The organism is Colwellia sp. TT2012, from assembly GCF_001440345.1.
GTDB lineage: Bacteria > Pseudomonadota > Gammaproteobacteria > Enterobacterales > Alteromonadaceae > Colwellia.
In genome coordinates, this window is sequence record NZ_LJYX01000003.1 from 70,851 (window position 1) to 96,256 (window position 25,406).

Sequence of the window (25,406 nt, forward strand, 5' to 3'; positions counted from 1 at the left end):
TAATAATGCTATTTAATCAAATGAAAAATTATAAAGGCTTTACTGCTATTAAAAAGCTCTGGCTTGCGGCACTATTACTGTTATCAACTACTTTACTGTCAATATCAGTTAGTGCTACAGAACATAACAATGAACTAGTCGGTGTTTCTTATAACACCATACAAAACGATCAGATTGTTTTAGTTTTTAGTTTTACTGAAAATATTACCACTCTTCCAGAAATTCAAACATCAATGACACCCGCTTTTGTTGAAGTCACTTTTGATGCCAAAGCATATGGGCAGGAATTTAATGAAATATTTGTTAATCATGCGGGTGTTAAACGTATTAATTTAGATGCAGGCACCGGCAAAGTTATCGCTTTAATTCACTTGGAAAAACTTGCAGTTTTTGATGTAACCTTACTTAACGACAAAGAGTTTGCCATTACATTTAACTTTGGTGAGTCAGCTGATGTGGTTGAAGCCTTAATGCCGGCGGGTGAAGCGTATATCAATCATATAGAGTCAATAGACTTTAGATTAAATAGCGAAAATGAAGGGCAAATATTAATTTACCTTAAAGATAGTATGTTAGCGGCAGATGTTAATGACAACTTAGGTAAATTAAATGTTGAATTTCATAATACTGAAATTATTGATGATTTACTTTATAAATTAGATGTAACTGACTTTGGTACCTTAGTTACTAGTATTGAAACGTTTAGAGAAGGGCGTAATGCGCGTTTAGTCATTGAAGTTGGCAGTGGCTTTATCTTTAGCCAGAAACAGGAAGCAAACCTGTTTATATTGACAGTAAAAGAGAAACCGGTAAAAGCACCTAGTTATTTAGGGGAAACTGAGGATTTTAAAGGCCGTAGTATTTCATTGAATTTTCAAGATATCCCGGTACGGACAGTGCTACAAATTATTGCCGATTATAATGGCTTTAATTTAATTATCAGTGATACAGTCACAGGTAATATTACATTGCGACTTGATGGTGTGCCATGGGATCAAGCGTTAAGTATTATTTTAAAAGTTAAGGGGTTGGATAAGCGCATGCAGGGCAATATCTTGATGGTTGCGCCCAGTGATGAACTTGCTGCCCGTGAAGCACAAGCCTTACAAGCAAAACAACAAGTTGAAGAATTAGCCACTTTATATTCAGAATTTGTACAAATAAATTATGCTAAAGCGGCTGAGTTTGCTGAATTAATTAAAAATGATAATACCAGTATATTATCTGCGCGCGGTAGTGTCTCAGTCGATGAACGTACTAATACCTTATTGATTCGCGATACTGCTAAAAGTATTGAAGACATTAAACGTATGGTTACTATTCTCGATGTTCCTGTTCGTCAAGTTGTTATCGAAGCTAGGATGGTTACAGTAAAAGATAGTGTCAACGAAGAGCTAGGCATTCGTTGGGGGGCAACAAATACCAATGGTGAGGGCACTACATCCGGAAGATTAGAAGGTATTGAGACAGCTCGTGGTGGCTCTGTTCCTTCATTAGTCGATAGATTAAATGTTAATCTTCCAGTAGCAAACCCAGCGGGCATAATCGCCTTTCAGATTGCTAGATTAGCCAATGGTACTATTTTAGATCTTGAACTTTCTGCGCTTGAAAAAGAGAATAAAGGTGAAGTTATTGCTAGTCCACGCATAACTACCGCAAATCAGAAAGAAGCTTATATTGAACAAGGTGTTGAAATTCCTTATCAAGAGGCATCATCCAGTGGTGCGACAGCCATACAATTCAAAAAAGCAGTATTAAGTTTAACCGTAACGCCACATATTACTCCAGATGATAAAATTATATTAGATCTCGTCATTACTCAAGATACTGTTTCAGAAGTTAGAAGTGGCTTTGCTCCTGCGATTGATACCCAGCGTATAGGAACACAGGTATTGGTTAATAATGGTGAAACCATTGTACTAGGCGGTATTTATCAACAAGCAATTATAAGTACAGTTACTAAAATTCCGATTTTAGGTGATATACCCTATGTAGGTTGGTTATTTAGAACCACAAGTCAGGTAAACGAGAAAAAAGAGCTATTGATCTTCGTTACGCCTAGAATAGTTACTGAAGAATTCTAGTGTCTTGGATTAGATAAAAGCCATCAAATACTGCCGTATTAGGTGGTTTGATGGGTTTATTATTTTAAAATTGAATTTTTAACTAAGATATTACTATTGTTACTTGCATTTTATAGCCAACACTTGCGATAATTACGCCCTTGAAATTTCTGAGGGAGACCTCTTTTTCGCCAAAAGCATTTTTTCATTGAAATAGAGGCTTTTGGCTGTTCTGTTAACACAACGAGTATTAAGTAAATCTAATGGCAGAAAAACGTAACATATTCCTTATAGGCCCTATGGGTGCTGGTAAAAGCACTATCGGTAGAGAGATAGCCGAACGATTGCACCTTGAGTTTTTTGACTCTGATCAGGAGATAGAACGCCGTACAGGAGCAGACATTGCTTGGGTTTTTGATCTTGAAGGTGAAGAAGGCTTCCGCAAAAGAGAAGAATCTGTAATTGAGGATTTAAGTGAGAAACAAGGTATTGTTTTAGCAACAGGTGGTGGTTCAGTCATAAGCGCTAGTGTTCGTAATCGCTTATCTGCACGCGGTATCGTTGTTTATCTTGAAACAACAATCGACAAACAAGTTGCACGTACACAAAGAGATCGTCGTCGTCCACTATTACAAACCTCTGAAGATCCTCGTACAGTGTTGGAAAATCTGGCTGTAGAGCGTAACCCACTATACGAAGAAATTGCTGATATCATAGTACAAACTGATGAGCAAAGTGCCAAAGTTGTTGCGCACAAAATCATAGAGCGACTTGATTTTTAAATTTCTCCACGGTGGAACTCGGGGTAGTATTCTAATATGGCAATTCTTAATCTTGATTTAGGTACGCGTAGTTATCCTATATATATTGATTCAGGTCTATTAAGTAAAGTAGATCTGCTCTCTTCGCATATTCGGGCCAAGCGCGTTTGTATTGTCTCAAACGATATTGTTGCTCCTTTATATATCGATGCACTTAAAGCAAAGTTAACCGATTTTTCCGTAGATGAAGTGATTCTTCCTGATGGTGAAGCTGAAAAAAGCTTAGCAAATTTTGAAGTTATCATGTCGCACCTGTTAACTAACGAGCATGGTCGAGATACTACTTTAATAGCCCTAGGTGGCGGTGTTATTGGTGATATAACGGGCTTTGCCGCAGCATGTTACCAACGCGGTATTGATTTCATTCAAATACCAACAACGTTACTGTCACAGGTTGATTCTTCGGTTGGAGGGAAAACGGCGGTTAATCATCCCTTAGGTAAAAATATGATTGGCGCTTTTTACCAGCCTAAAGCTGTTTTTATTGATATTGACAGTCTGGCAACTCTGCCTGTCCGTGAGTTTAATGCAGGAATGGCTGAAGTAATTAAGTATGGTATTTTAGGTGATAAAGTCTTTTTTGAGTGGATTGAAGACAATATTTCTGGGATAAAGTCGGCCGACAAGCAGATTTTAGCGCAGATGATTGAAAAGTGTTGTCAATGTAAAGCTGATATTGTGGCAAGTGATGAAACCGAAACGGGCATCAGAGCTTTACTCAACTTAGGGCATACCTTTGCTCATGCCATCGAAGCTGAGCAGGGTTATGGCAAGTGGTTGCACGGTGAAGCAGTAGCAACTGGCATGGTACTTGCTGCTAAATTAGCAGTAGCAATGAATTTGCTTGAAGTGTCAGAATTACGACGAATGGAAAAATTAATTTTAGCGTTTGATCTACCGGTAATTGCCCCACAGGATATGGGTTTTACTGAATTTATCCGTCATATGCGCCGAGATAAAAAGAATATTGCCGGTAAGCTCAGGTTTATTATACCAACCGCGATAGGCCAGTCTGAAATTCGTGATGATGTCAGCCAGGATACACTTCAAGAAATTCTATAATTATTTTCTTCTGATGGACTTAGCTAGCATGAAGAAGAATTTACAGTATAGAAAGGATTAAGTATGTCCGCACTAGAGAATACTTCCCCAACAGCTCCAACCCTAGCAGAAAATATATCCTTGTCTGCAAATGTGCCCTCAGCTATTAGTGTTCCCACACGGATAGAGCATAACTTATGCTATACAAAACAAGCAGTATTAGTTATAGCAAGCAACACCGAACAATACTCTCAATTAGCTAGCCAGTATCTGGTCAGCCTTTCTAATGACCATTCTACCGGAAAAGAGAGTCATATTAATGTTGCCTTTGTCTCAGCCTCAACAAAATTAAACGATATTCAAATCCGCTGTCGCTTGATTGAACAGTTGTTTATAAATACCCTATTTGATCCTGAGCAATCATTAGCAGTTAGTGTTTTACGATTTGCCAAACAGCAAGGTGAAGCTATCTCTATAGTCATAGACCATGCGCACGCCCTCTCATTACAGCTTAAGTATGAATTATCACAATTAGTCAGTTTAGCAAAAAAAGACCAACTAATAATTAATGTCGTTCTTTTTGGTTTAACCGAGGCAGCTAAGCAGTTATCGCTAAATAAAAGTTTATTTAAACATAAAATGGTAGTTATTGAAGCTACATCTGGGCAAGTACTTAGCTTAGATGACAAAAGAATACACCATGAAAAAGCGACTAGTTCATTAACACTTTGGCAGAAAGTAAGCTTACTTTTAGTCATGTTAATGCTGTTAGCTATACTTATCTGGGGCTATCAAGTAATTACCGATACCTTAAATAAGCAAAGTAACCCGTTAAATAAACAGCTTAATAAATTCCATGTTAGTGATACCGTTTTACCCGCTAAGAACTCAATAGCGAGTGTAAACGAGCGAGTAGTTATAAAAATGGCAAAGAAACAAAAACTAGTCACGGCTGATGAGTTAATTCAAGTTGGTAGCGGGGGGGCAGCGTCCAGTGAAGAGATTAATAGAGCCATATTGGCTTTACCTGTTTTAAGTCATGCTAAGCAGGTGCCTGCGAATGCCAGTGATGTCATCAACGCTTTAGTCAACTCATTTAATAATCTCACAGCAGTAGCAAGTCCTTCTATTGACGTTGCTAACAAAAAGGCTGGCTCAACAGTCGAAAAGCAAGTCATTATAGAGCAAGCCGAAGAAAAACAAATTCAACCGATTAGGCTGGCAAAAATTGCTAGTCATTACTATCAAAACCAAGCGGTAGTCTATGAGTATGGTTATGTTATTCAGTTAGCTGGTTTTTCCGATAGTAAGTTGTGGCATGAATTTATCGAAAATCATCGGTCAGAGAACCTGTTCAGCTATCAAAGGCTATTAACAGAGCAGCGTTTTATTGTGGTCACTTCAAGGGTTTATCCAAATAAAACCATGGCAAAATCAGCGATAAAGTTGTTGCCAGCAAGTCTGCTAATACGTGAACCATGGCTTAAGGATATTTCATTGGTAATCAGTGAAATAAATACCTTTAAGGGCTAATACAAGCTACAATCCGCCTTTAAATTTATCAAGTGAAGTCGCGGGTTTAATCGGTAGCATGAATAATAAACATCGAGCGTTTTTGAAGTGGGCTGGCGGTAAATATAGTCTGTGTGATGTTATTTCAAAAATGCTACCTAATGAACGTCGTCTTATCGAGCCTTTTGTTGGCGCCGGTTCGGTTTTTCTAAATACTGACTTTGATGAATATATTCTTAATGATATTAACCAAGATTTAATAAACCTTTATAAAATTGTCCAAGTAAAACCTGACAGTTTCATTGAGGATGCGCGCAAGTTTTTTAATCCCGAGCATAATCAAGCCGAAACCTATTACCAATTGCGTACTGATTTCAATGCCAGTAAAGACAGTTACTTTCGCTCCCTAGTTTTTTTATACATGAATCGTCACGGTTATAACGGCTTATGTCGTTATAACAAGAAAGGTGGCTATAATGTTCCTTTCGGTAAATATAAGCGTCCTTATTTTCCCGAGGTTGAATTAAACTATTTTGCTGAAAAATCTCAAAAAGCCACCTTTGTCTGTGAAGGCTATCGTCAAACCTTTGCGCGAGCAGAACATGGTGATGTGATTTATTGTGATCCACCGTACGTACCATTGAGTAAAACAGCAAGTTTTACCAGTTATGCAGGCAATGGCTTTGGCTTAGATGAACAAGCTGATCTTGCCAATGCCGCGGAAGAAGTTAGCGAAAAAGGCACTATTTCTGTGGTGATTTCTAATCATGATACCATTTGGACCCGAAAAATTTATGAACATGCGGTAAAGATAAAATCAGTCAAGGTAGCTCGCACAATTAGTCAAAATGCGACTAAGCGTAAAAAGGTCGCAGAGTTACTGGCGTTATATAAATAAGCTGGTCCGAATTAATTTGGTATCACTAAGCTAACAATGGCGATTAAGCAAGCGATAAAAATCAGTACAGATATAAGGCCAACAATAATAAAGTGACTAAGTTTTCCCTGGGAAAAATCGCGTTTGCGTGCACGTTCACTTTGCACGCCAAAAAATGCCGCAGCAACACTCTTAAAGGTATCTTTTAAGCTGCTCTGCATGACCAAGAACGCCTTAATGGAAGCTATAATGAATAAGCTCAACTAAATCTAAAAAGTGTAAATGTGTGGAATTACTGTTACCAGATAACCAGGATAACCAGCTTTTATTTGACCTATTACTAGCTTGGCATGGGTGGTTTACATGGTTCATTGGCAGATTTGATGCAACCGCCATACACGAACTAAGTTTTTGTATTTGAGATATTTGTTTATCGCTATATTGACTTAAGCTAAATAAAGTAACCAGGGTCAAAGTGCACGCAAAGGTTAGGTGCATAAATTTTGATAAGTGTGGGTTTGTCATCATCCGTTTTGACATTTTTGGGTACTATCCATTATAACCGGTGAACCAGTATAACCTAGGTTCACCTTAATGTCTTTGACTGTTTCTTAGGTGCATTACTCATCAAAATGAGTAATCAATACCTTATAGGTCAATATCAATACTATAAGCAAGGTAGAATTTCATATCATCACTGTCCATACCGTCATCGTAATCTGTTTTTGAAACCCCAAAGGTGAAACCGTCTTTGCTTATTGAAACTCCAATGTCAGTTGAGTCAGTAGAGAAATCGCCACTGTAATTACCAAGGTGAAAAGCAACTTCTGCATCGTTAGCTAAAGTAAGAGCGTAGTCAATGTTGGCATATAGTGAATCACCAAATTCTGCACCGTCGCCACCACCTTCTGAATCGGCTAATACAGCTAAACCAAAAGTGAAACCACCCGTTGAAATACTTGCATAGATTTCAGAGAAGGCATTTTTATCAGCAATTGAATCAGGGTATGCGAAGTAAATATAGCCGACATCATAAGAAAAATTTGCATTGATGTCACCACCAAAACCCAAGTATAAGTCTAGTTCAGTTTTCATGTCACCCCAAGACGCGTTTGATACCCAAGTACCGGCATAAAAACCAGAACTTGCCGCGTAATCAATACCGCCTGAAATCGCAACATCACCACCTGTTTGTTCTAAGCCACGCCATAAGTAGTTGTTAGTAGCAGCAAAATTTGCTGACAAGCCCTCAGTAGCTGATGCTTGGAATGAAATAGCAGAAGCTGATAATAGTGATGTGATAACCATGGTTGTTATTGTTTTTTTCATAAGTAGCTCTTGTTGTTTGTTATAAAAAGTGTCTGCTAGATACTGTGCAAGCATTATGCCTAAATATACAAAGATCATATTTATTATTATAATTATATTTTTTATTAAAATCAACTGGTTAGTTCATTTTACTTTTAAATTAATTTTAATTACTTGCTTACTTAATATCTGAGTTGAGCAATATTGGTGCGATTTTTTAGTCAATGTGTAAAAAAAGTGCAGCGGCATATGAGGTAACGATGGCGGGTAACTCGCATTTTCAATTAGCATGGGTATAATAGCGGCATATTTTTTTAGGATGTACGCTAATGTCACCATTTTTAATTGCTCCCTCTATTTTATCCGCCGATTTTTCTCGTTTAGGGGATGATGTTGCTAAGGTTTTAGCCGCCGGTGCCGACGTTGTTCACTTTGATGTCATGGATAATCACTTTGTACCGAATTTAACCTTCGGCCCCATGATCTGTCAATCGTTACGTGATTACGGTATTAAAGCGCCCATTGATGTTCATTTGATGGTTAGGCAAGTTGATACGCTCATCCCCGCCTTTGCTAAAGCTGGGGCTGATATAATCACCTTTCACCCGGAAGCAAGTGATCATATTGATAGAAACTTACAGCTAATTAAAGACCATGGCTGTAAAGCCGGCCTAGTCCTTAATCCTGCCACACCTTTGCATTGTTTAGACTTTGTTATGGATAAACTTGACGTTATTTTATTAATGTCTGTTAATCCAGGCTTCGGTGGCCAATCTTTTATTCCGGCAACATTAGATAAATTACGTTTGGTAAAAGAAAAGATTAAACAAAGTGGCTATGATATACGTTTGCAAGTTGATGGTGGTGTTAAAGTGAATAATATTGCAGAAATTGCCGAGGCGGGTGCCGATATGTTTGTTGCTGGCTCGGCAATATTTTCTCAAGCTGACTATAAAGTGGCAATTGATGAAATGCGCGCAGAGTTAGCCACAGTATCGCAGTCAGTATAAGTAAACATAAGTTGAAATTTAGTATTTTAAGGGTATAAGAAATGACTAGTAAACCTATTGTATTAAGTGGCTGTCAGCCATCAGGCGAGTTAACTATCGGTAATTATTTAGGCGCATTAAAGCAATGGGTTAATATGCAATCGACCCATGAATGTTATTACATGCTTGTTGATCAACATGCCATTACCGTTCGCCCTAAAGCTGAGGATTTACGTAAAGCAACCTTAGATGGTTTAGCCTTATATCTTGCCTGTGGTGTTGACCCTGAGCAAAGTACTATTTTCATTCAGTCCCATGTACCTGAGCATGCGCAATTGAGCTGGGTACTTAATTGCTATACGCAAATGGGTGAATTAAATCGCATGACGCAATATAAAGATAAGTCACAAAAGTCTGAAGTAAATATGAACTCAGGCTTATTTACTTATCCGGTCTTGATGGCTGCTGATATATTACTTTACGGTGCTAACAAAGTGCCAGTAGGGGATGATCAAAAACAACACTTAGAATTAGCAAGAGTGATAGCTACGCGCTTTAATAATATTTATGGCGATATTTTTACTGTGCCTGAGCCTTTTATTCCAGAGCATGGCGCACGGGTAATGAGCTTGCTTGAACCGACTAAAAAAATGTCTAAGTCGGATACTAATCCGGGTAACTTCATTGGTTTGTTAGAAGATCCTAAAAAGATTGCCAAGAAAATAAAACGTGCAGTTACCGATTCTGATGAGCAAGCGCGCATATATTTTGATAGCGAAGAAAAACCAGGCGTATCGAATTTATTGTCGTTATTATCTTGTGCTACCGGACAAAGCATTGCTGACCTAGTACCAGCCTATGAAGATAAAATGTATGGTCATTTAAAAGGTGATGTCGCCAATGCGGTAGTCGCTTTGTTAGAGCCAATTCAAACCAAGTACCATGAATACAGGGCAGACCAAGCTTTCTTAGAGCAAGTCATGCGTAATGGTGCTGAAAAAGCTTCTGCTCGTGCGAGTAAAGTACTTCGCTCTGTATATGATGCGGTTGGTTTTATTCCTCGTCCATAGCTAGCCGTTTAACCTAATTAATATAAAGGCTTATTTTCTTATGAAAATAAGCCTTTTATCTAGTTAAGTTTTTAACTTTTAATCTTGCTGTGCCGCTTTATTTGCTTGTTCGAATAAAACATCACTTTGCTTTAAAAAAGTTTCAACGTTATTGCTTGGCGCCATTAAATATCTGGGTGCCATTATCGTGGCATTATATTGTGGATGTGGATTAAACTCAGGCTTTTTACTGTATTGTAATAAGTAAGTACCGCCAAAGAGTAGTGCAGTAATACTTAATGCTACAACAATTCTACGTTTTGCACTAACATGAAAGCCAATATAGCTATTTAACCAAAACAGGCTAAAAGCTAGTCCAATGGGAACTAGCGTACTAATCAAACCGAGTAATGAATTACTCGAGGCGTTAAAAGCAATAATTTCTTCCAATAGATCACTAAGCCACAGCAGAATAAAAAAGCTAAAGCTAATACCAAGCTGAGCGAGTATCCGTGGATCATGCTTAGTGAGGTGAGACACTAAAGCCACACCTGCAGGCCATAAAGCAAATAATAAGCTCATACTAAAAGCGCTAACAAACAACTGGCTTATATTGGTTTCAGTTGGCTGGTTTAAATAGGAAATGTTTCCCGCTATAAGTATAAACAAAGCAATACTGATAAATACTGCAATAGGGTGGCGGATGAAGTCTATTAGCGACTCGAAGGGGCTAAAGGCAATGGTATCTTCTACTTGATGATCACTAAATAGTATTCTTAATTGGCTTTTACCCAAAACAATAACATCACCATCATTAATTACTTGTTGATGGTCATCTTTATTACTTGATTTACTACCTTCTAATACTGTGCCATTTACTGAGTTATTATCATTAAGGCGCCAAGCACCTTGAGAAAAACTTAACGATAAGTGCTGCGGACAAATATGAGGGTCAGTTAAAATAATATCATTGTGATAACCCCGGCCAATGGAAATTTCGCTTTGCTTGAGTCGGTGACGATGCAGCAATTTATGATTACGGGTAATTTCTTCAATAATGATCTCACCTTGTTCGGAGGGTAAGTCATTACTTGTCATTGGCTCTGTTGCTGTGCAGCCATGCTCAGTATCTTTAATTACTTCCATGATACTGCCTCCATAAATTTACCAGTAAAAGCCAGGGCATTTTTTTTGCTGACACCGGCTAGAGTAAAGTGGCTGACTAAAGCTTGTTGATTTTTATCGATACTAGCGCCTAGATATAAGACATCAAATAATCCTGGGAATTCTTTGTAAGCACGTGTACAAAAAATACTTTTATTTTTAATTTCTTGGCTTGAGCCAGCGGTACTTGCCGGTGTAATTATGTCATGGTGACATTGATACTCAGTGACATCATCTTTGCCTGCTCTATTACCCGCACCAGCTCGGGATATTTGCCGTTGATATAAATGATAAAATTTATTATCACTTAAATTCTTTGCTTGCATATAACGAAATTCAATTTCGACACTGCCAGTAAAAAAGTGAGACGAGAGGTAAGTATTTTCATCTAAAGAGCAATTAGCAATGGCCGCTAAAATAAGGGCATCTTTTTTATCGGCATTAGAATCACCCCAACAGCGAATAAAAGGTACGTCAATAATTGGGATCATGGCCTTACCGGCAAGCTCTTTACTTTGCCAAGTATTATTAAGTAGTGCTGACATTAGTTTATTTTGGTTGGCCATTAATTGTGCTGACATTTGTTGCTTAATATCTGTCGGTGGGTTGTTTTTATAGTCGGTGAAAAGAGTCACCAATTTTTCATGTGGCACCAAGAAACCAATTTGGTTACCTGATGTGGCTACATTAATGCCAACTACCTTTTCAGCTTTGTTAACCACAGGACCACCACTCATGCCCGAATTAATAGAGCCAGTGAAATGGATACGTTCATTGAACGATTCTTTTTTTAAACCGTTATAAGTACCAGGTACCACAATCATACCTAAATCATGAGGGTTGCCCAGAGCAAATAACTGCTCACCTTTAATCGGCTTTTTATCAGAAAGTATGAAGTAGGGCATATCATGGTCAACTTGACGTTTTACTAAGGCAAGATCATTAATAACATCGACACTCACCAAGTCGACTTGCGCCGATTTTCCTTGGTAGTCTAAATATTCAATGCGATATTTTTCTGGGTGACGGGCATAGCTAGATATTACATGGTAGTTAGTGGCAATAATGCCGTCTGCACTGATCTGAAAACCAGATCCAATCGACGATTTCTCGCCACTGGCTTTATCAATCAATTTTATTTGATAAAGGGAAGGTGTTAGCTGAGCGAAAATTTTTTCAGCTTGCTCAGCGGCAAAAATAGTATGACTTAATAGTATAAAAACTAAGGTAAAAAGAGTTTTCATTCATCTTCCTGTTGATAAGCAATTAATCCATTGTGACACTAAATTAGCATTTGTCACTCTATCAATAACATTAATCATTTTACTAGATTGATGTCATTGTTTATCTTATTGAAGCCAGGTATGGTTTTTCCTCTATATACCCGTTATCAATCAAAGTGCAGGATTTCAGTGGCAATTAAAATGGCTTTAGGCAAGGGAAATAATGTAAGCATAGTCACTCTATGGTTTGATTATTTAACGCGGTATAAAGTTATTTTAAACCCATCAAAGAAGCGTTTGAGCAACAGCACTTCATCGTTGCTTTGAATTATAATGACGTTACATGGATGGAGCTGATTAGAGAATGCAGACGGTACAGGAGTCCCTTATTAGATAATGCAGGAGAAATTATCCTGAGCATATTCGCCTGAGTAACCTTATTCATCACAGCGCCTTGAATTGACATTGCTCAAGCACTCTGAAATAGGCATATTGAATGGTCACGGGTATAGTTGCCCGTTCTACTGCAATATGCAAGTTCAGCAGCACAGAGAAATTTCATTTCTAGGCGCATCAACAATACCTTTAGGCTCTATTCCATAATACGGGTGTCTACATTATAAGCCTATGATTTTATGTTGAGTATTACTGAAGTGATAAAGATGATTTTCACATGCATGGGTGCAAATTAAGTTGAGGAAAAGGAATATTACCGATGATATTTCAGCGTAGCGATAAAGAAAAGACAGCGAAAGTATGGCGCTACATTTTTGATTTTTCGTATTTCGCGAATGCCATCATAGTTTCTTTCTCACAACTTGATGCTGGCGTGAAAAGTGTTGTAGCAGCCTGAACGGTGCCCTCAAAAAAGTAAAAAAAACAGCCATTGCGGCTGCTTTTATGTAATTTACTTAGGTCTACTTTAGGTGTCGTTAATTTACCTAACTATCTATGTTGGCTAATAAACATATATTTGTTAAATATGTTTATTACGCATGCTGGCAACTATGCCAAATAAGGCCAAACTCATTAGTAATATGGTTGAAGGTTCAGGTACCTGGGTAATTGTCATATTAACATTAAAGGTATTGTCGTTCCCTTCAAGCGTTGTTACGCCTATACAACCAGCAGCGCCGTCCCCAACTCGGGCGCAGATGTCATCATGAAGTGTTGCCAGAGTATCAATCATCAGCTCTATATTGTAGGTGTACATGCCTAAGCCAAATTGTTGGTTAAAAGTATTAGTAAAAGGGTTGAATACTACATTTCCACCAGTATCGATACCAAAACCATCGACAACAAAAATATCATTTTGACATAGAGGCATGCCTAACACACCATCATAAACACAATCGTTATCATTTGGTGTTTCCTTAAATACTATTTCAAACAGAATAGGAGGAATACCAGTATCAACAGCGGCGTTAGGAGATGGAATAAGGAACAGTTTTGTACTTAGCGTTGCAGTCAATAAACTATCTCCCCAGATGTCGTTATTTTTATGGGTCAGACTAGCCGTTATTACTGAATCACCATTCTCTAAATTTGTACCACTAAGCATACCAGCCGAACCACTTGAAACATCCAGGGAGCTTATATCTTTATCTTCATTGTTAGCATTAGTTTCATTTGCACAATCTTTTGTTTCACAGCCCCAATATAAAATCGTTGGAGCATCATCAGTAAGTTCAGCATTCCACCAAGCGTTATTTATTTCGCCTGTTACATCAGTACTAGGCTCGAAGTCGCTGAAAGCACTATTAACTTCCCAATTCCATGAAGTTATTGGTGTGGCGCTAGTGGTAAAAGCAAAACCTAATGTAGAAATTATTACAGCTGTTATAAACTTTTTAAGTGTGTTCATTTTTTACTCCTTGTCAGTATAAAAATTAAAGTACACCTTAAAGTAAGTAATGAGTGACAAATGCAACTTAGGCCATTAAGTAGGTCACTAATCGATACACTCCATGTTGAGTTTTCACCAGTAAATGCTGCATAGAACACGCCATAGTTGCTATGTGGTTATTTTTTGGTCAGTTTGTGTTTTTTTAAATTAGAGCTTTTATTCAGACTGTAAAAAAACCGGACAGTACTTTTGTGTAATATACTGCTTTAAAGGGAGGGTTGTACTGTCATTTATTCATTTAAGTAATCGTTAGCTGCCGCTAGTGATGATTTTAGTGCTAATGCCACTAGCAATTAATGCGGTATTACTGGCTAATTGTTCTTTACCAGCAAGTAAGTAAATAACCTGTTGGCCTTGCTCAGCAAGCTCTAACGCATGTTGGTAATTTACTAATATAGTTGAGCTGATACTTTGCGGATACTTTTCTGCATCACGGCGCACATATTCAATCAACTCTATATTTACCGCATCGTCATAAAAAACAGCATCAGCAAACTGTAAAGCGCGGTGAGCGTTTAAGGTTAAATCATCGGGGTTACCATCTTTGGTATGGATAAAAATTATTGCGCCAGCCGGAGGTGCAATTTTTTCTTTCAAGCTGGCAATTAACTGCTGCTCAGCTTTGTGTTGTTTACCATCCAGTAAATCTTGCCCGATTGCACCATGCAGGGTGTTTTCCCAGAAAGTGCGGCGATTGCGTATACCTTTAATGCGGGCTTTGACATGATCACGAAATTTTAACGAGAAATCAGCCAGGCGCCCGTAGCCCTGCGGTAGGGTTTTCTCTATTTGCTCGCGTAACATGCGAATAAGAATAGGAGCACTGCCTGAACTTGATAAGGCAATAATCATAGGGGAACGATCAATAATCGCTGGTGTGATATAAGTGCAAAGGGCAGGTTGATCAACTACATTGGCCAAAATGTTAAATGCTACCGCCTCATGATAAACACTTTCATTGACTGCTTTATTATCAGTGGCGGCTATTATTAAAGTAATGCCGTCTAATAAACCGGCTTGATAGTTATGTTTTAACCAGGTGAGTTGATTTTCGCTAATCAAACGTGCAACGCCTTCAGTAACGCTTGCCGACATTATGGTAATTTTTGTGGTGGTTTTTAATAGTAATTCAATTTTGCGGGCAGCTACATTACCACCGCCAACCACCATGGCATTAATTTTACTGCCATCAAGAAAAACGGGAAAATACTTCATTTACAAGCCAACTCTATTACATCTCTTTATCTGCCCACATTAACATAGCAATAAACAGAAAACCTTAATCTGTATTAAGTTGACCTTTTCATTGCTAATACTTTGGCAATAGCTAGCTTAGAGCCAGGTGTTAGAACCGCTATAGAACACCTAATGTTAACCTTGCTGCACTAACCGCTAAACCATTGGTATCACCATAAATAGTCCAGCCCGGAATAAAGTCAATACCGGCAAAATTAACCGCTATGTTAATGTCACCGACACCTAACTTCTCTGTTTTTATCGGGTTACAGCCAAGGGCTTTTACCGCAATAGCTAAGGTGGCAATAGTGCCAGCATCACGAATACAGCCATTGATAACCACAGCCTGCCAATTGTTTTTAACCGCATTCTCTGCAATCATATCGCCTAATAGCGCACGCTTCATACTGCCTTTACCATCAACTACTAATACCTTACCGGTACCATCGGTCGCTAATAGCTCTTTCACTTTGGAATTATCTTCAAAGCAAGCAACGGTGACTATTTCGCCAGAAAAAATAATGTTTTTACCGTAATCATTAAAGGGTACCTGCGCGAGGGAAAGTTGTTCAGGGTATTGATCAAAGAGATCAGGCAGTAAATCCAGCATGGTAATTTCCGTTTTATCATTAATTATGCCTACTCTAGCAGTAATGAATGATAAACTAGCATCAAGCTTATTTATGGCTACTATTTACCAATTATATCTACTCTTTGCACTAACGACAAAGGCAAGTATAACAAGTAGCAGCAAATACCAAATACCAGTAGAGAATATCAGATGCCTTGGATACAACTTAGATTAAGTGCAAACGAAGATAATGCCGAAAAATACAGTGACTGGCTCACCGCCTGTGGCTCACAAGCCGTTACTTTTCTCGATGCCAAAGACACTCCCATATATGAACCACTACCCGGTGATGAGGTTATCTACTGGTCGAATACCGTCGTTATGGGCTTATTTGAAGCTAGTCATGATATGGATAAAGTCATCCATTACTTGCAAGGTATTCACCCAGATAAAGAGAAAATGCAATACAAGCTAGAACAATTAGAAGACAAAGACTGGGAGCGTGAATGGATGGATAACTTCCACCCAATGAAATTCGGTCAGCGTCTTTGGATTTGTCCTAGCTGGCGCGACGTGCCCGACCCTGACGCGGTAAATGTTATGTTAGACCCAGGCCTGGCTTTTGGTACAGGTACACACCCAACCACAGCATTATGTTTAACTTGGTTAGACGGCTTAGACCTTCAAGATAAAACCGTGGTTGATTTTGGTTGTGGCTCAGGTATTTTATCAATAGCGGCCCTAAAATTAGGTGCCAAGAAAGTTATTGCTATTGATATCGATCCACAAGCACTACAAGCAAGTCTTGCCAATGCGGAGCGTAACAATGTTTCCGATAGACTTGAATTATATCTACCTAAAGATCAGCCTAAATTTAAAGCCGACGTCGTCGTGGCAAATATTCTCGCTGGACCATTACGCGAGTTAGCGCCTACTATCATTGAATTCGTTGGTGATAAAGGTTTATTAGCGTTATCAGGTGTCTTAGAAGAGCAAGCACAAACACTACAAGAAATTTACGGCCAGTGGTGTGACATGGCGCCAATTAGCGTACAAGAAGAATGGGTTCGCTTAAACGGACAACGTAAGTAAGCTTTAGAGTCAGTCGTGAAGTGCTCCTGTCGGGAGCTCTCCAAGCCACACTTCGTAACACCAGTAGCATTTCTTTCGGGGATTATTTCAAGCTAAACCTCGCCATCCCCGAAATGTTATTCCTCAAGCGTCATCCCCGAGTTTTCTTGTCGGGGAGCCAGGGCTTTCTTATATATCCCCGTTTCACCTGAAAATGCTTGTTACAGGACTCAGCTTAAGAAGCAACACGCCATGAACCCTCTAATGATTCACTTATTTCTGGCGTTTCGGGTTCATATACAGTGACTCTATTTCGACCCGAGTGTTTAGAGTCATAAGTAGCAAAATCGGCATCAGCTAATAATTTTTCTAAATCAAAGCCCGATCTTTTTACATCGGTAACACCAAGGCTGGCGGTAATGCTAAAATTATTACCAGACTCTTCGGTAATGGTGTTTTCTATGGCGACTCGACAAGCTTCGGCGCGCAGTACTGCGGCATCTATGTCACAGCTCGGCAGTAATATGCAAAACTCTTCACCGCCAAGACGAGAAAATATGTCATTTTTACGGCCGTTAGTTTTACACACTCTAATCGTTTTTTTTGAGTGCCCAATCGCCACAGATATGGCCAAAAGTATCATTAATATTTTTGAAGTGATCTAAATCGAACATAATCAAGCTCAAGTCTTGTTGAGCCGTTTTACAATATTTTAATGCATTCCCGCAACATGGGCAAAATGTCTACGGTTGTAAATACCGGTTAGCTCATCATATTCAGACAGTTCTTTAACACGCTTATGAGATTGCCATAAACGTGTTCCCCCCAATAGCTAGCATAATGATAATTAAAGTCATCGCAGTAATAATCAGTTGAATATTGGCAACCTTGTTCTTGGCTAATACCTGCTCAGCAGCCAAAAAATCATTTGCTTCATTGAGTAATTTAATTTGCTTTTCATGTTCAAAAGCTTGCAATTTAGCTAGTTGAAACGCCACGTGCTTGGCCTTTTCACCTTCTAAATGCTCTACCTCTAATTCGCTATATTTTTCATGGTAACTTAACGCTAAGTTGATATTTAATCGTTGCTTTTCTATCAGGTAAAGCAGTTTGTAGCTATCTACACCTTGTTTAAGTATGGTGATGTTTTTATTTACTTTCAGTGCTGTTAATGCATATTGTCGAGCGCTGGGTAAATTATTGAGTTGATAATAGCTCTTGGCCAGCGTGTTATTCATACCAGTAATCAACATGGGAAAAAGTGTTGAATTAATTTCGTCATAATTAGGCAACAAAGGCCATTACTTTAACCGCGGCAAGCCAATAATGCTTTGATTAGACGATTGTGGTCATTGGCTTAATAAACGCAAGCAGGCCTTACCGTCATTAGGGATTTATTTACCTTGCTTGGGATGTCTTCATTGTATGGATAGCCGAGCGCTTACTATAGAAGGCAAACTTATTAGCGCTCAGTTGTTGCTCTGCTAATAAAGTGAAGTGGGGATAACATCATGCTCTGACTTTTTGCTATGTTTTGCGGGTGTTCAGATTCATGGCAATGTCCATTAATATTGATACTGGTATAAATAACCGGGCCATTCCAGCCACCAACACCGTAGTTAACTTCTTGAAGTGCGCGGCTAGCCGTTAACTTTTTATCAATATTTTCTGGGTAAGCGGAGCTTTTACCACTAGGGTACTGCCACCGGTATCGAGTAACAGATTTACCGGCGATTTTTCACTGCAAGGTGCAAGGTAACACTGTAGTCACCTTTGCCAAATACATTGCTCATTGGCATTCTTAAAATAGTCTTTAGAGTCTTTGTCATTATATTTATAATTATTATTGCTTTAGCAATAAGTTTGCCAAGTGGTGTTATTTTACTCTGCCACAGTTGCAGGCGTTATTCGAGCTAAGTTTCGCCATATTTGGCTTTGTCTTTTTTTGTAGTATTTGTCAACAAATTTGTGAGTAAACTGTACGATTTACGCTCACATTAATACTTTAATAAATGTCAATATCAAAAAGGTAAAAATAATCAAATATTGTTCAAATTCTATGCTTTTCAATTGAAATAAAGCCGTGTAAACTTAGCGCCCTTTTGTAAGGTAGCTCAAAAAAACAGCAGTATGAAAATAGGCACATATCAACTTAATTCGCAGGTAATACTTGCTCCTATGGCAGGAATAACCGATCAACCTTTCCGACAATTATGTTGTCAATTGGGTGCGGCTTTAGCAGTTTCTGAAATGCTTTCGTCAAATCCGAAAGTGTGGCATACCGAAAAGTCTAAATTGAGAATGTTGCATAGTGATGCCGCAGGAATTCGCAGTGTACAAATTGCCGGAAGTTGTCCTGATGAATTAGCTTTTGCCGCCAAGGTTAATGCTGATAACGGCGCACAAATTATTGATATCAATATGGGCTGTCCAGCAAAAAAGGTAAATAAGAAATTAGCGGGTTCTGCTTTATTAAAAGAACCAGCACTGGTTGAGCGTATTGTTCAGGCTGTGGTAAAAGCGGTAGATATTCCGGTTACGCTAAAAATTCGCACAGGATGGTGTGAAGAGTCTCGTAATGGTATCGAAATAGCTAAAATTGCTGAAAATAGTGGTATAGCATCACTCGCAGTGCATGGCCGTACCCGTAATGACTTTTATAAAGGCAATGCGGAATACGACACCATTAAAGCAATAAAAGCGGCTATTTCAATTCCGGTAGTGGCAAATGGTGATATCACTTCACCTGAAAAGGCGCTACAGGTTTTAAAGCATACGGGTGCGGATGCCATAATGATTGGCCGTGGTGCACAGGGTCGTCCGTGGATTTTTCGAGAAATTAATCATTTCTTGGCAACGGGCAATAAAATGCTTGCACCTACATTGGATGAAGTACGTTCAATAGTATTGGCCCACGTTATGGAGTTACATCAGTTTTACGGCGATTTCAAAGGTGTGATGATCGCCCGAAAACACGTTTCTTGGTATATACATAATCTGGTTGAGACCTCCGATGGTTTCAGTACCGCGTTTAATACTGACCAAGGCAAAGCGTTTAGAGCTATTTTTAATGCTTTAGCGTCTACCGATGAACAATTGGCGACGTTAGGCAAATTTTTTGATGATTTTGTTTCTGCTCCTTCCCAGGAGCAGTACAAGTTGTCGTAGTTTTATTTTTATTTTATTAACAAAAGAAAGAGTTATATCATATGTTCGAACAAAATGTTTCTTCTCCATTTATCACTGGCGATATCCAAACACAAACTAAAACGTCTCCATTACGTAGCCAAGCTAAAATCGCAATCAGTAACTACTTATCACAATTAAATGGTAACGATGTTGATGATATGTATGACCTTGTATTGAGCGAAATTGAAGCGCCAATGTTAGAAGAAGTTATGATGTACACTCGCGGTAACCAAACACGCGCTGCCAACTTACTTGGCATCAATCGCGGCACGTTACGCAAGAAACTTAAAAAATACGGTATGAACTAATATCGAATTTATATTGAAAAGCACCCTAGGGTGCTTTTTATGTTTATACCAGTCCACATAAAGGCGTTCTCTCTTTAACGGAATGGTTTTATATCACTCTAAATCACTTTAAATAATCATGTAACCTCGCAAGTTAACGGCATGTCGGCACTAAGTTAGCAGTAAGTTACAACTAAAAAGGTAAATAAAGAAATGGATACTCCACGTCCAATTAAACGCGCACTATTAAGTGTTTCAGATAAAACGGGAATTGTTGAATTTGCTCGTCGCTTAAGTGAGAAAGGTGTTGATCTTCTTTCTACTGGCGGTACCGCAAAATTATTGGCTGAAAACGGCATCAAGGTAACTGAAGTGTCTGACTACACCGGTCACCCAGAAATTATGGATGGTCGTGTTAAAACATTACATCCTAAGATACATGGCGGCATCTTAGCCCGTCGTGGTATTGATGAAGCGGTAATGGCAGAAAACAATATCAGCGCAATTGATATGGTTGTGGTTAACTTATACCCATTTGCTAATGCAGTAAGTGATGAAAACTGTTCATTAGAAAATGCTATTGAAAATATTGATATTGGCGGCCCAACTATGGTTCGTGCTGCGGCAAAGAACCATAAAGACGTGACTATTGTTGTTAACGCACATGATTACGACCGTGTATTAACTGAATTAGATAACAACAATGATTCACTAACCTATAAAACACGTTTTGATTTAGCGATTGCTGCTTATGAGCATACCGCTAGTTATGACGGTATGATTGCTAACTACTTTGGTAAAATGTTACCAGCGTACGGCGAGAAAGACTCAACTGCTTCCTTTGAAAATAAAGTGAAATTCCCACGTACTTTTAATAGCCAGTTTATTAAAACACAAGATTTACGTTACGGTGAAAACTCGCATCAAGAGGCTGCTTTTTATAAAGAAGCTAACCCAGGAGAAGGCTCCATTTCTACTGCGATTCAATTACAAGGCAAAGCATTATCTTATAACAACATTGCTGATACTGATGCCGCGTTAGAGTGTGTTAAAGAATTTGATGAACCAGCTTGTGTAATCGTTAAACATGCTAACCCTTGTGGTGTTGCTATTGGTGATAATATTCTAGCGGCTTATGAAGGTGCTTATAAAACTGACCCTACTTCAGCGTTTGGTGGCATTATCGCTTTTAACCGCGAATTAGATGCTGATACTGCACAAGCCATTGTTTCTCGTCAATTCGTGGAAGTAATTATCGCGCCAAGCATTTCTGCGGCTGCAGCAAAAATTGTTGCTGCTAAGCCGAACTTACGTTTATTAGAATGTGGCCAGTGGCATAGCAAATCGACTGGTTTTGATTTTAAACGCGTTAATGGCGGTTTATTAGTACAAGATACTGACCACGGCAGCGTAACGAGTGACGAGTTAAAAGTCGTTACTAAACGTAAACCAACAGCAGACGAAATGCGTGATCTACAATTTTGCTGGAAAGTAGCAAAATACGTTAAATCTAACGCCATCGTATATGTTAAAAATAGCATGACTATTGGTGTCGGCGCAGGTCAAATGAGCCGTGTATATTCAGCGAAAGTTGCTGGTATTAAAGCTGCAGATGAAAACCTAGAAGTTAAAGGCTCTGTAATGGCATCTGATGCATTCTTCCCATTCCGTGATGGTTTAGATGCCGCCGCTGAAGCAGGAATTACTGCAGTAATTCAGCCAGGTGGCTCTATGCGTGATAACGAAGTTATTGCCGCAGCTGACGAACATAATATCGCCATGGTATTCACAGGAATGCGCCACTTCCGCCACTAAAATTGCTCCTTGTCGCTGCTAAGTCCAATTTAGGCGTCAAAAGTACTCACTGACATTCGTCAGCTCCGTGCTTTTTTCTTGAAATTGAACAGAGCCGCTTAAAGGAACTTCATTTAGGTTCGATGATTTAGTATGAAAGAAAGCAGTGTTGATTTATTTACTTACATTAAAATCAACGCTGCTTATTTGTTTAATACCACTTAAATTAATTAAGGTTACAGTTTTCAATGAGGGTAAAAGTTCAGTAACAAGGCGCTTGATTGACTAATAGCTGGCTATTAGGATTGAAAGCAACGACGTTATTGGATTTTTAGACCATTTAACAATGAATTCTTAATTAGTGTAATTGGTATGATATCTGTTATAAATATTGCCGTTAATTAATACCTTAATCGTTAGATGAGATATATCGACTTAAATACTAATAATTCTTTCAAGGACCATAGTTATGACAATTAAAACTAACGCGCTTAAATCAATCGCTATTGCAGTAACCTTAAGCTGTAGTGCAATAAGTTTATCTGCAACTGCGCATGACACTCATGCCCATGAAGCTAATGCCAACAATAGCGTTTCTGCAAAGGCACTTGCAAACGCAGTTGCTGGTGATCATCGTACCGCTAAAAACAAAGCGCGTGATCAATATCGTCACCCTATTGAAACGTTAAATTTTTTCGGTTTTACCCCAACCATGACTGTCGTTGAAATTACCCCAGGTGGCGGCTGGTACACTGAAATATTAGCGCCGGCGTTAAAAGGCACGGGTAAATTATACGGTGCCCATTACCCAGACACGGGTGAAGATGACTATTATAGTAATTCACGTAAAAAATTAGTGAAAAAATTAGCTTCAAACGTTGTTTTTAGTGAAGTGGTTTTAACCGACTTTACCCCACGTCAAGAAAGTGAATTAGCACCACAAGGTACTGCCGATCTTATCTTAACCTTTAGAAATCTACATAACTGGAAAGATGCTGGTGTCGAGCAAGTATTTAAAGATGCTTTTAATGCCCTTAAACCAGGAGGAATATTAGGTGTGGTTGAACACAGATTACCTGTGGGCGCGGATGCCGAAAAAGCACGAGGCTATGTTTCAGAAACAAAAACAATCAAGCAAGCTAAGGCGGCCGGTTTTAGATTTGTCGCATCGAGTGAGATTAACGCTAACCCAAAAGATTTAGCGCAATATAAAGTCTGGACGTTACCGCCTTCATTAGCATTGGGCGAAAAAGACAGAGCAAAATATTTAGCGATTGGCGAAAGCGATCGCATGACCTTAAAATTTGTTAAACCAGCCAAGTAAGTGTTGGTTTAGCGCATAAGAATATATAGGAAAAACATATGAAAATCTTAGTTATTGGCGGCGGTGGTCGTGAACATGCACTAGCATGGAAAGCGGCTCAATCAAGTCAGGTTACTAAAGTGTTTGTTGCCCCAGGTAATGCTGGTACAGCAAGCGAAGCAAAGTTAGAAAATGTTGTTATCGATATTAGTGACAATGCTGCCTTGGTTGCTTTTGCTCAAAGTGAAGACGTTGCCTTAACTATTGTTGGTCCTGAACAACCCCTTGTTGATGGTGTTGTTGATGCTTTCCAAGCGCAAGGTTTAGCTATTTTTGGCCCAAGTGCCAAAGCCGCTCAGCTGGAAGGTTCAAAGTCATTTACTAAAGACTTCCTAGCACGTAATAACATTCCTTCAGGTAGCTATGAAAAATTCACTGAAGTTGAACCCGCACTTGCTTATGTTCGTGCACAGGGCGCACCCATTGTTGTTAAAGCCGATGGCTTAGCAGCAGGAAAAGGCGTTATTGTTGCCCTTACAGTTAAAGAAGCAGAAGATGCTATTACCGATATGTTAGCGGGTAATGCTTTTGGTGATGCGGGTCATCGCGTAGTGATTGAAGAGTTTCTTGAAGGTGAAGAAGCAAGCTTTATTGTAATGGTCGATGGTAAGAATGTTTTACCAATGGCAACAAGCCAAGATCATAAACGTGCCTTAAATGGTGACTTAGGTCCAAATACTGGCGGCATGGGGGCATATTCTCCAGCAGCAGTGGTTACACCTGAAATCCATGATCGTATTATGGCCGAAGTTATTATGCCTACGGTTGAAGGCATGGCAGCAGAGGGAGCACCTTACAGTGGTTTCTTATATGCAGGGTTAATGATAGCAAAGGATGGCACGCCAAACGTCATTGAATATAACTGCCGTTTTGGTGATCCTGAAACACAACCTATTATGATGCGCTTACAATCAGATCTAGTTGAATTATGTTTAGCCGCGACCCGTGGTGAATTAGATAAAGTAAGCATCGAATTTGATAGTCGTGCTGCTGTAGGTGTGGTCCTTGCTGCACAAAGTTATCCAGCTAGTTACCCTAAAGGTGATGTAATTTCAGGCTTAGATACTAACAATAATGTATTAGCAAAAATATTCCATGCCGGTACTAAGCTTAATGAACAAGGTGAGGTAGTGACTAATGGCGGTCGTGTACTTTGTGCAACAGCACTAGGCAATTCAGTGACAGAAGCTCAACAAAGTGCTTATGAACTATTACATCAAATTAGCTGGCAAGGTGTCGAGTTTAGAACAGATATCGCTTACCGCGCTATTGCCCGCGAACAAGAAAGTACTTAAGTAAAACTAAAACTCAGCTAGTGTAATTGTAGAGAAGGGTAAGAAGGAAAGATCACCTCAGTGATCTTACTACTCATTTACCTTATGATCATCTAGTTAACTATACAAAAACCGACCTTAGTGTCGGTTTTTTTGTTATTTGCTAGAAAGTAAGCTTATTACTGCACTATATCAGCAGCTTTAGTCGCACTAAGTGGTAGGTTAAAAGCCTTGTCAAAATTGAGCCTTGTGTAAAAAAATGTCCAAGGATCCTATGTGATCGTGCTTTATAGGCCAATATGAAAGCGATATGTGCAATAAATACGCGAACAGACATGAAGTTGAAAATAACCCTTGATCAAAAGTGAAAAGTCTCTAAAATGCGCATCCAGTTCCAAGGGGTAACCCAAAGAGCTGTTTTGATAAGTTATCTCAGCCTTATTAAGGTAAAGTAGCTAACTTAAGCTAACGTTTTAAAGTGTTTTAAAATACTTAACTTTTAATTAAAAAAAACGTTGACATCAAAACTCGGAGGCGTACAATGCGCATCCTGCTTCGGGCAAACGGCAACGTTAGCAAGGGGCGAAGGTACTTAGCGAATGCGACTAAGACCTCTTTTCTTTAACAATTAGTTATCATGCAATTTGTGTGGACACTCACATTAATGT

Annotated in this window: 24 protein-coding genes; 14 read left to right on the forward strand and 10 right to left on the reverse strand. The window is 38.9% G+C overall.

Annotated elements, in window-relative coordinates:
• Positions 1 to 5: 5 nt before the first annotated feature.
• From ASU03_RS01655 to ASU03_RS01675, 5 genes are all read left to right on the forward strand, one after another.
• Positions 6 to 2,084 carry a type IV pilus secretin PilQ gene (locus tag ASU03_RS01655; RefSeq protein WP_057830173.1) on the forward strand — a complete coding sequence of 693 codons (2,079 nt, stop codon included), beginning with the start codon at positions 6 to 8 and terminating at the stop codon, positions 2,082 to 2,084.
• Between the two features lie 242 nt (positions 2,085 to 2,326).
• Positions 2,327 to 2,845 carry a shikimate kinase AroK gene (aroK, locus tag ASU03_RS01660; protein WP_057830174.1) on the forward strand — a complete coding sequence of 173 codons (519 nt, stop codon included), beginning with the start codon at positions 2,327 to 2,329 and terminating at the stop codon, positions 2,843 to 2,845.
• Between the two features lie 36 nt (positions 2,846 to 2,881).
• Positions 2,882 to 3,946 carry a 3-dehydroquinate synthase gene (gene aroB / locus ASU03_RS01665; RefSeq protein ID WP_057830175.1) on the forward strand — a complete coding sequence of 355 codons (1,065 nt, stop codon included), beginning with the start codon at positions 2,882 to 2,884 and terminating at the stop codon, positions 3,944 to 3,946.
• A 63-nt stretch (positions 3,947 to 4,009) separates the two neighbouring features.
• Positions 4,010 to 5,458, forward strand: a complete 1,449-nt coding sequence (locus ASU03_RS01670) for an SPOR domain-containing protein (RefSeq protein WP_057830176.1) — start codon at positions 4,010 to 4,012, stop codon at positions 5,456 to 5,458.
• 58 nt (positions 5,459 to 5,516) lie between these two features.
• A complete protein-coding gene (locus ASU03_RS01675) occupies positions 5,517 to 6,335 on the forward strand; it encodes a Dam family site-specific DNA-(adenine-N6)-methyltransferase (protein ID WP_057830177.1) in 819 nt (272 codons plus the stop codon).
• Positions 6,336 to 6,346: 11 nt separating this feature from the next.
• On the opposite strand, the gene ASU03_RS01680 is transcribed toward ASU03_RS01675, so the two are convergent.
• Together ASU03_RS01680 and ASU03_RS01685 are read right to left on the reverse strand one after the other, a co-directional pair.
• Complete coding sequence (locus ASU03_RS01680) at positions 6,347 to 6,535, reverse strand: DUF2970 domain-containing protein (protein WP_057830178.1); 189 nt, start codon at positions 6,533 to 6,535, stop codon at positions 6,347 to 6,349.
• Between the two features lie 427 nt (positions 6,536 to 6,962).
• On the reverse strand, positions 6,963 to 7,643 hold the full coding sequence (locus ASU03_RS01685) for a TorF family putative porin (RefSeq protein WP_082627099.1): 681 nt from the start codon (positions 7,641 to 7,643) through the stop codon (positions 6,963 to 6,965).
• A 308-nt stretch (positions 7,644 to 7,951) separates the two neighbouring features.
• Between ASU03_RS01685 and rpe the strand changes: the two genes are divergently transcribed.
• Positions 7,952 to 8,632, forward strand: a complete 681-nt coding sequence (rpe, locus tag ASU03_RS01690) for a ribulose-phosphate 3-epimerase (RefSeq protein ID WP_057830180.1) — start codon at positions 7,952 to 7,954, stop codon at positions 8,630 to 8,632.
• A 41-nt stretch (positions 8,633 to 8,673) separates the two neighbouring features.
• Entirely contained in the window at positions 8,674 to 9,681 is a 1,008-nt protein-coding gene (gene trpS / locus ASU03_RS01695) for a tryptophan--tRNA ligase (protein ID WP_057830181.1), read from the forward strand.
• 78 nt (positions 9,682 to 9,759) lie between these two features.
• Here trpS and ASU03_RS01700 read toward each other — a convergent pair whose 3' ends face one another.
• Together ASU03_RS01700 and ASU03_RS01705 are read right to left on the reverse strand one after the other, a co-directional pair.
• Positions 9,760 to 10,806, reverse strand: coding sequence for an FHA domain-containing protein (locus ASU03_RS01700; RefSeq protein WP_057830182.1), 1,047 nt, complete (start codon positions 10,804 to 10,806; stop codon positions 9,760 to 9,762).
• Positions 10,797 to 12,068 (reverse strand): S1 family peptidase, encoded by a 1,272-nt coding sequence (locus ASU03_RS01705; RefSeq protein WP_057830183.1) that lies wholly within the window; start codon positions 12,066 to 12,068, stop codon positions 10,797 to 10,799. Before ASU03_RS01705 ends, ASU03_RS01700 begins: the two co-directional genes overlap by 10 nt.
• Before the next feature lie 694 nt (positions 12,069 to 12,762).
• Between ASU03_RS01705 and ASU03_RS20525 the strand changes: the two genes are divergently transcribed.
• Positions 12,763 to 12,900, forward strand: a complete 138-nt coding sequence (locus ASU03_RS20525) for a hypothetical protein (protein ID WP_157465786.1) — start codon at positions 12,763 to 12,765, stop codon at positions 12,898 to 12,900.
• Positions 12,901 to 13,023: 123 nt separating this feature from the next.
• On the opposite strand, the gene ASU03_RS01710 is transcribed toward ASU03_RS20525, so the two are convergent.
• The 3 genes from ASU03_RS01710 to ASU03_RS01720 all read right to left on the reverse strand — a co-directional run bounded on the left by ASU03_RS01710 (position 13,024) and on the right by ASU03_RS01720 (position 15,799).
• Positions 13,024 to 13,911, reverse strand: a complete 888-nt coding sequence (locus ASU03_RS01710; protein ID WP_057830184.1) for a THxN family PEP-CTERM protein — start codon at positions 13,909 to 13,911, stop codon at positions 13,024 to 13,026.
• 291 nt (positions 13,912 to 14,202) lie between these two features.
• A complete protein-coding gene (locus tag ASU03_RS01715; RefSeq protein ID WP_057830185.1) occupies positions 14,203 to 15,168 on the reverse strand; it encodes an NAD(P)-dependent oxidoreductase in 966 nt (321 codons plus the stop codon).
• 139 nt (positions 15,169 to 15,307) lie between these two features.
• Positions 15,308 to 15,799 carry a putative 4-hydroxy-4-methyl-2-oxoglutarate aldolase gene (locus tag ASU03_RS01720; protein WP_057830186.1) on the reverse strand — a complete coding sequence of 164 codons (492 nt, stop codon included), beginning with the start codon at positions 15,797 to 15,799 and terminating at the stop codon, positions 15,308 to 15,310.
• A gap of 171 nt (positions 15,800 to 15,970) precedes the next feature.
• Here ASU03_RS01720 and prmA point away from each other — a divergent pair, with 171 nt between their 5' ends.
• The gene (gene prmA, locus ASU03_RS01725) at positions 15,971 to 16,852 is read left to right on the forward strand and encodes a 50S ribosomal protein L11 methyltransferase (RefSeq protein ID WP_057830187.1); all 882 of its coding nucleotides are present in this window, start codon (positions 15,971 to 15,973) and stop codon (positions 16,850 to 16,852) included.
• A gap of 214 nt (positions 16,853 to 17,066) precedes the next feature.
• Here prmA and ASU03_RS01730 read toward each other — a convergent pair whose 3' ends face one another.
• The 3 genes from ASU03_RS01730 to ASU03_RS01735 form a co-directional block, all read right to left on the reverse strand.
• Positions 17,067 to 17,420, reverse strand: coding sequence for a GGDEF domain-containing protein (locus ASU03_RS01730; protein ID WP_197411168.1), 354 nt, complete (start codon positions 17,418 to 17,420; stop codon positions 17,067 to 17,069).
• A gap of 1 nt (position 17,421) precedes the next feature.
• Positions 17,422 to 17,505 (reverse strand): diguanylate cyclase domain-containing protein, encoded by an 84-nt coding sequence (locus ASU03_RS22025; RefSeq protein WP_269432982.1) that lies wholly within the window; start codon positions 17,503 to 17,505, stop codon positions 17,422 to 17,424.
• Between the two features lie 123 nt (positions 17,506 to 17,628).
• A complete protein-coding gene (locus tag ASU03_RS01735) occupies positions 17,629 to 18,069 on the reverse strand; it encodes a hypothetical protein (RefSeq protein WP_157465787.1) in 441 nt (146 codons plus the stop codon).
• A gap of 892 nt (positions 18,070 to 18,961) precedes the next feature.
• Here ASU03_RS01735 and dusB point away from each other — a divergent pair.
• The 5 genes from dusB (at position 18,962) to purD (ending at position 24,759) form a co-directional block, all read left to right on the forward strand.
• Positions 18,962 to 19,999, forward strand: coding sequence for a tRNA dihydrouridine synthase DusB (dusB, locus tag ASU03_RS01740; protein ID WP_057830190.1), 1,038 nt, complete (start codon positions 18,962 to 18,964; stop codon positions 19,997 to 19,999).
• Positions 20,000 to 20,040: 41 nt separating this feature from the next.
• Positions 20,041 to 20,328 carry a DNA-binding transcriptional regulator Fis gene (gene fis / locus ASU03_RS01745; protein ID WP_011041412.1) on the forward strand — a complete coding sequence of 96 codons (288 nt, stop codon included), beginning with the start codon at positions 20,041 to 20,043 and terminating at the stop codon, positions 20,326 to 20,328.
• Positions 20,329 to 20,520: 192 nt separating this feature from the next.
• Complete coding sequence (gene purH, locus ASU03_RS01750) at positions 20,521 to 22,122, forward strand: bifunctional phosphoribosylaminoimidazolecarboxamide formyltransferase/IMP cyclohydrolase (RefSeq protein WP_057830191.1); 1,602 nt, start codon at positions 20,521 to 20,523, stop codon at positions 22,120 to 22,122.
• A gap of 448 nt (positions 22,123 to 22,570) precedes the next feature.
• On the forward strand, positions 22,571 to 23,425 hold the full coding sequence (locus tag ASU03_RS01755; protein WP_057830192.1) for a class I SAM-dependent methyltransferase: 855 nt from the start codon (positions 22,571 to 22,573) through the stop codon (positions 23,423 to 23,425).
• Positions 23,426 to 23,463: 38 nt separating this feature from the next.
• Positions 23,464 to 24,759 carry a phosphoribosylamine--glycine ligase gene (gene purD / locus ASU03_RS01760; RefSeq protein ID WP_057830193.1) on the forward strand — a complete coding sequence of 432 codons (1,296 nt, stop codon included), beginning with the start codon at positions 23,464 to 23,466 and terminating at the stop codon, positions 24,757 to 24,759.
• Positions 24,760 to 25,406 lie beyond the last annotated feature (647 nt).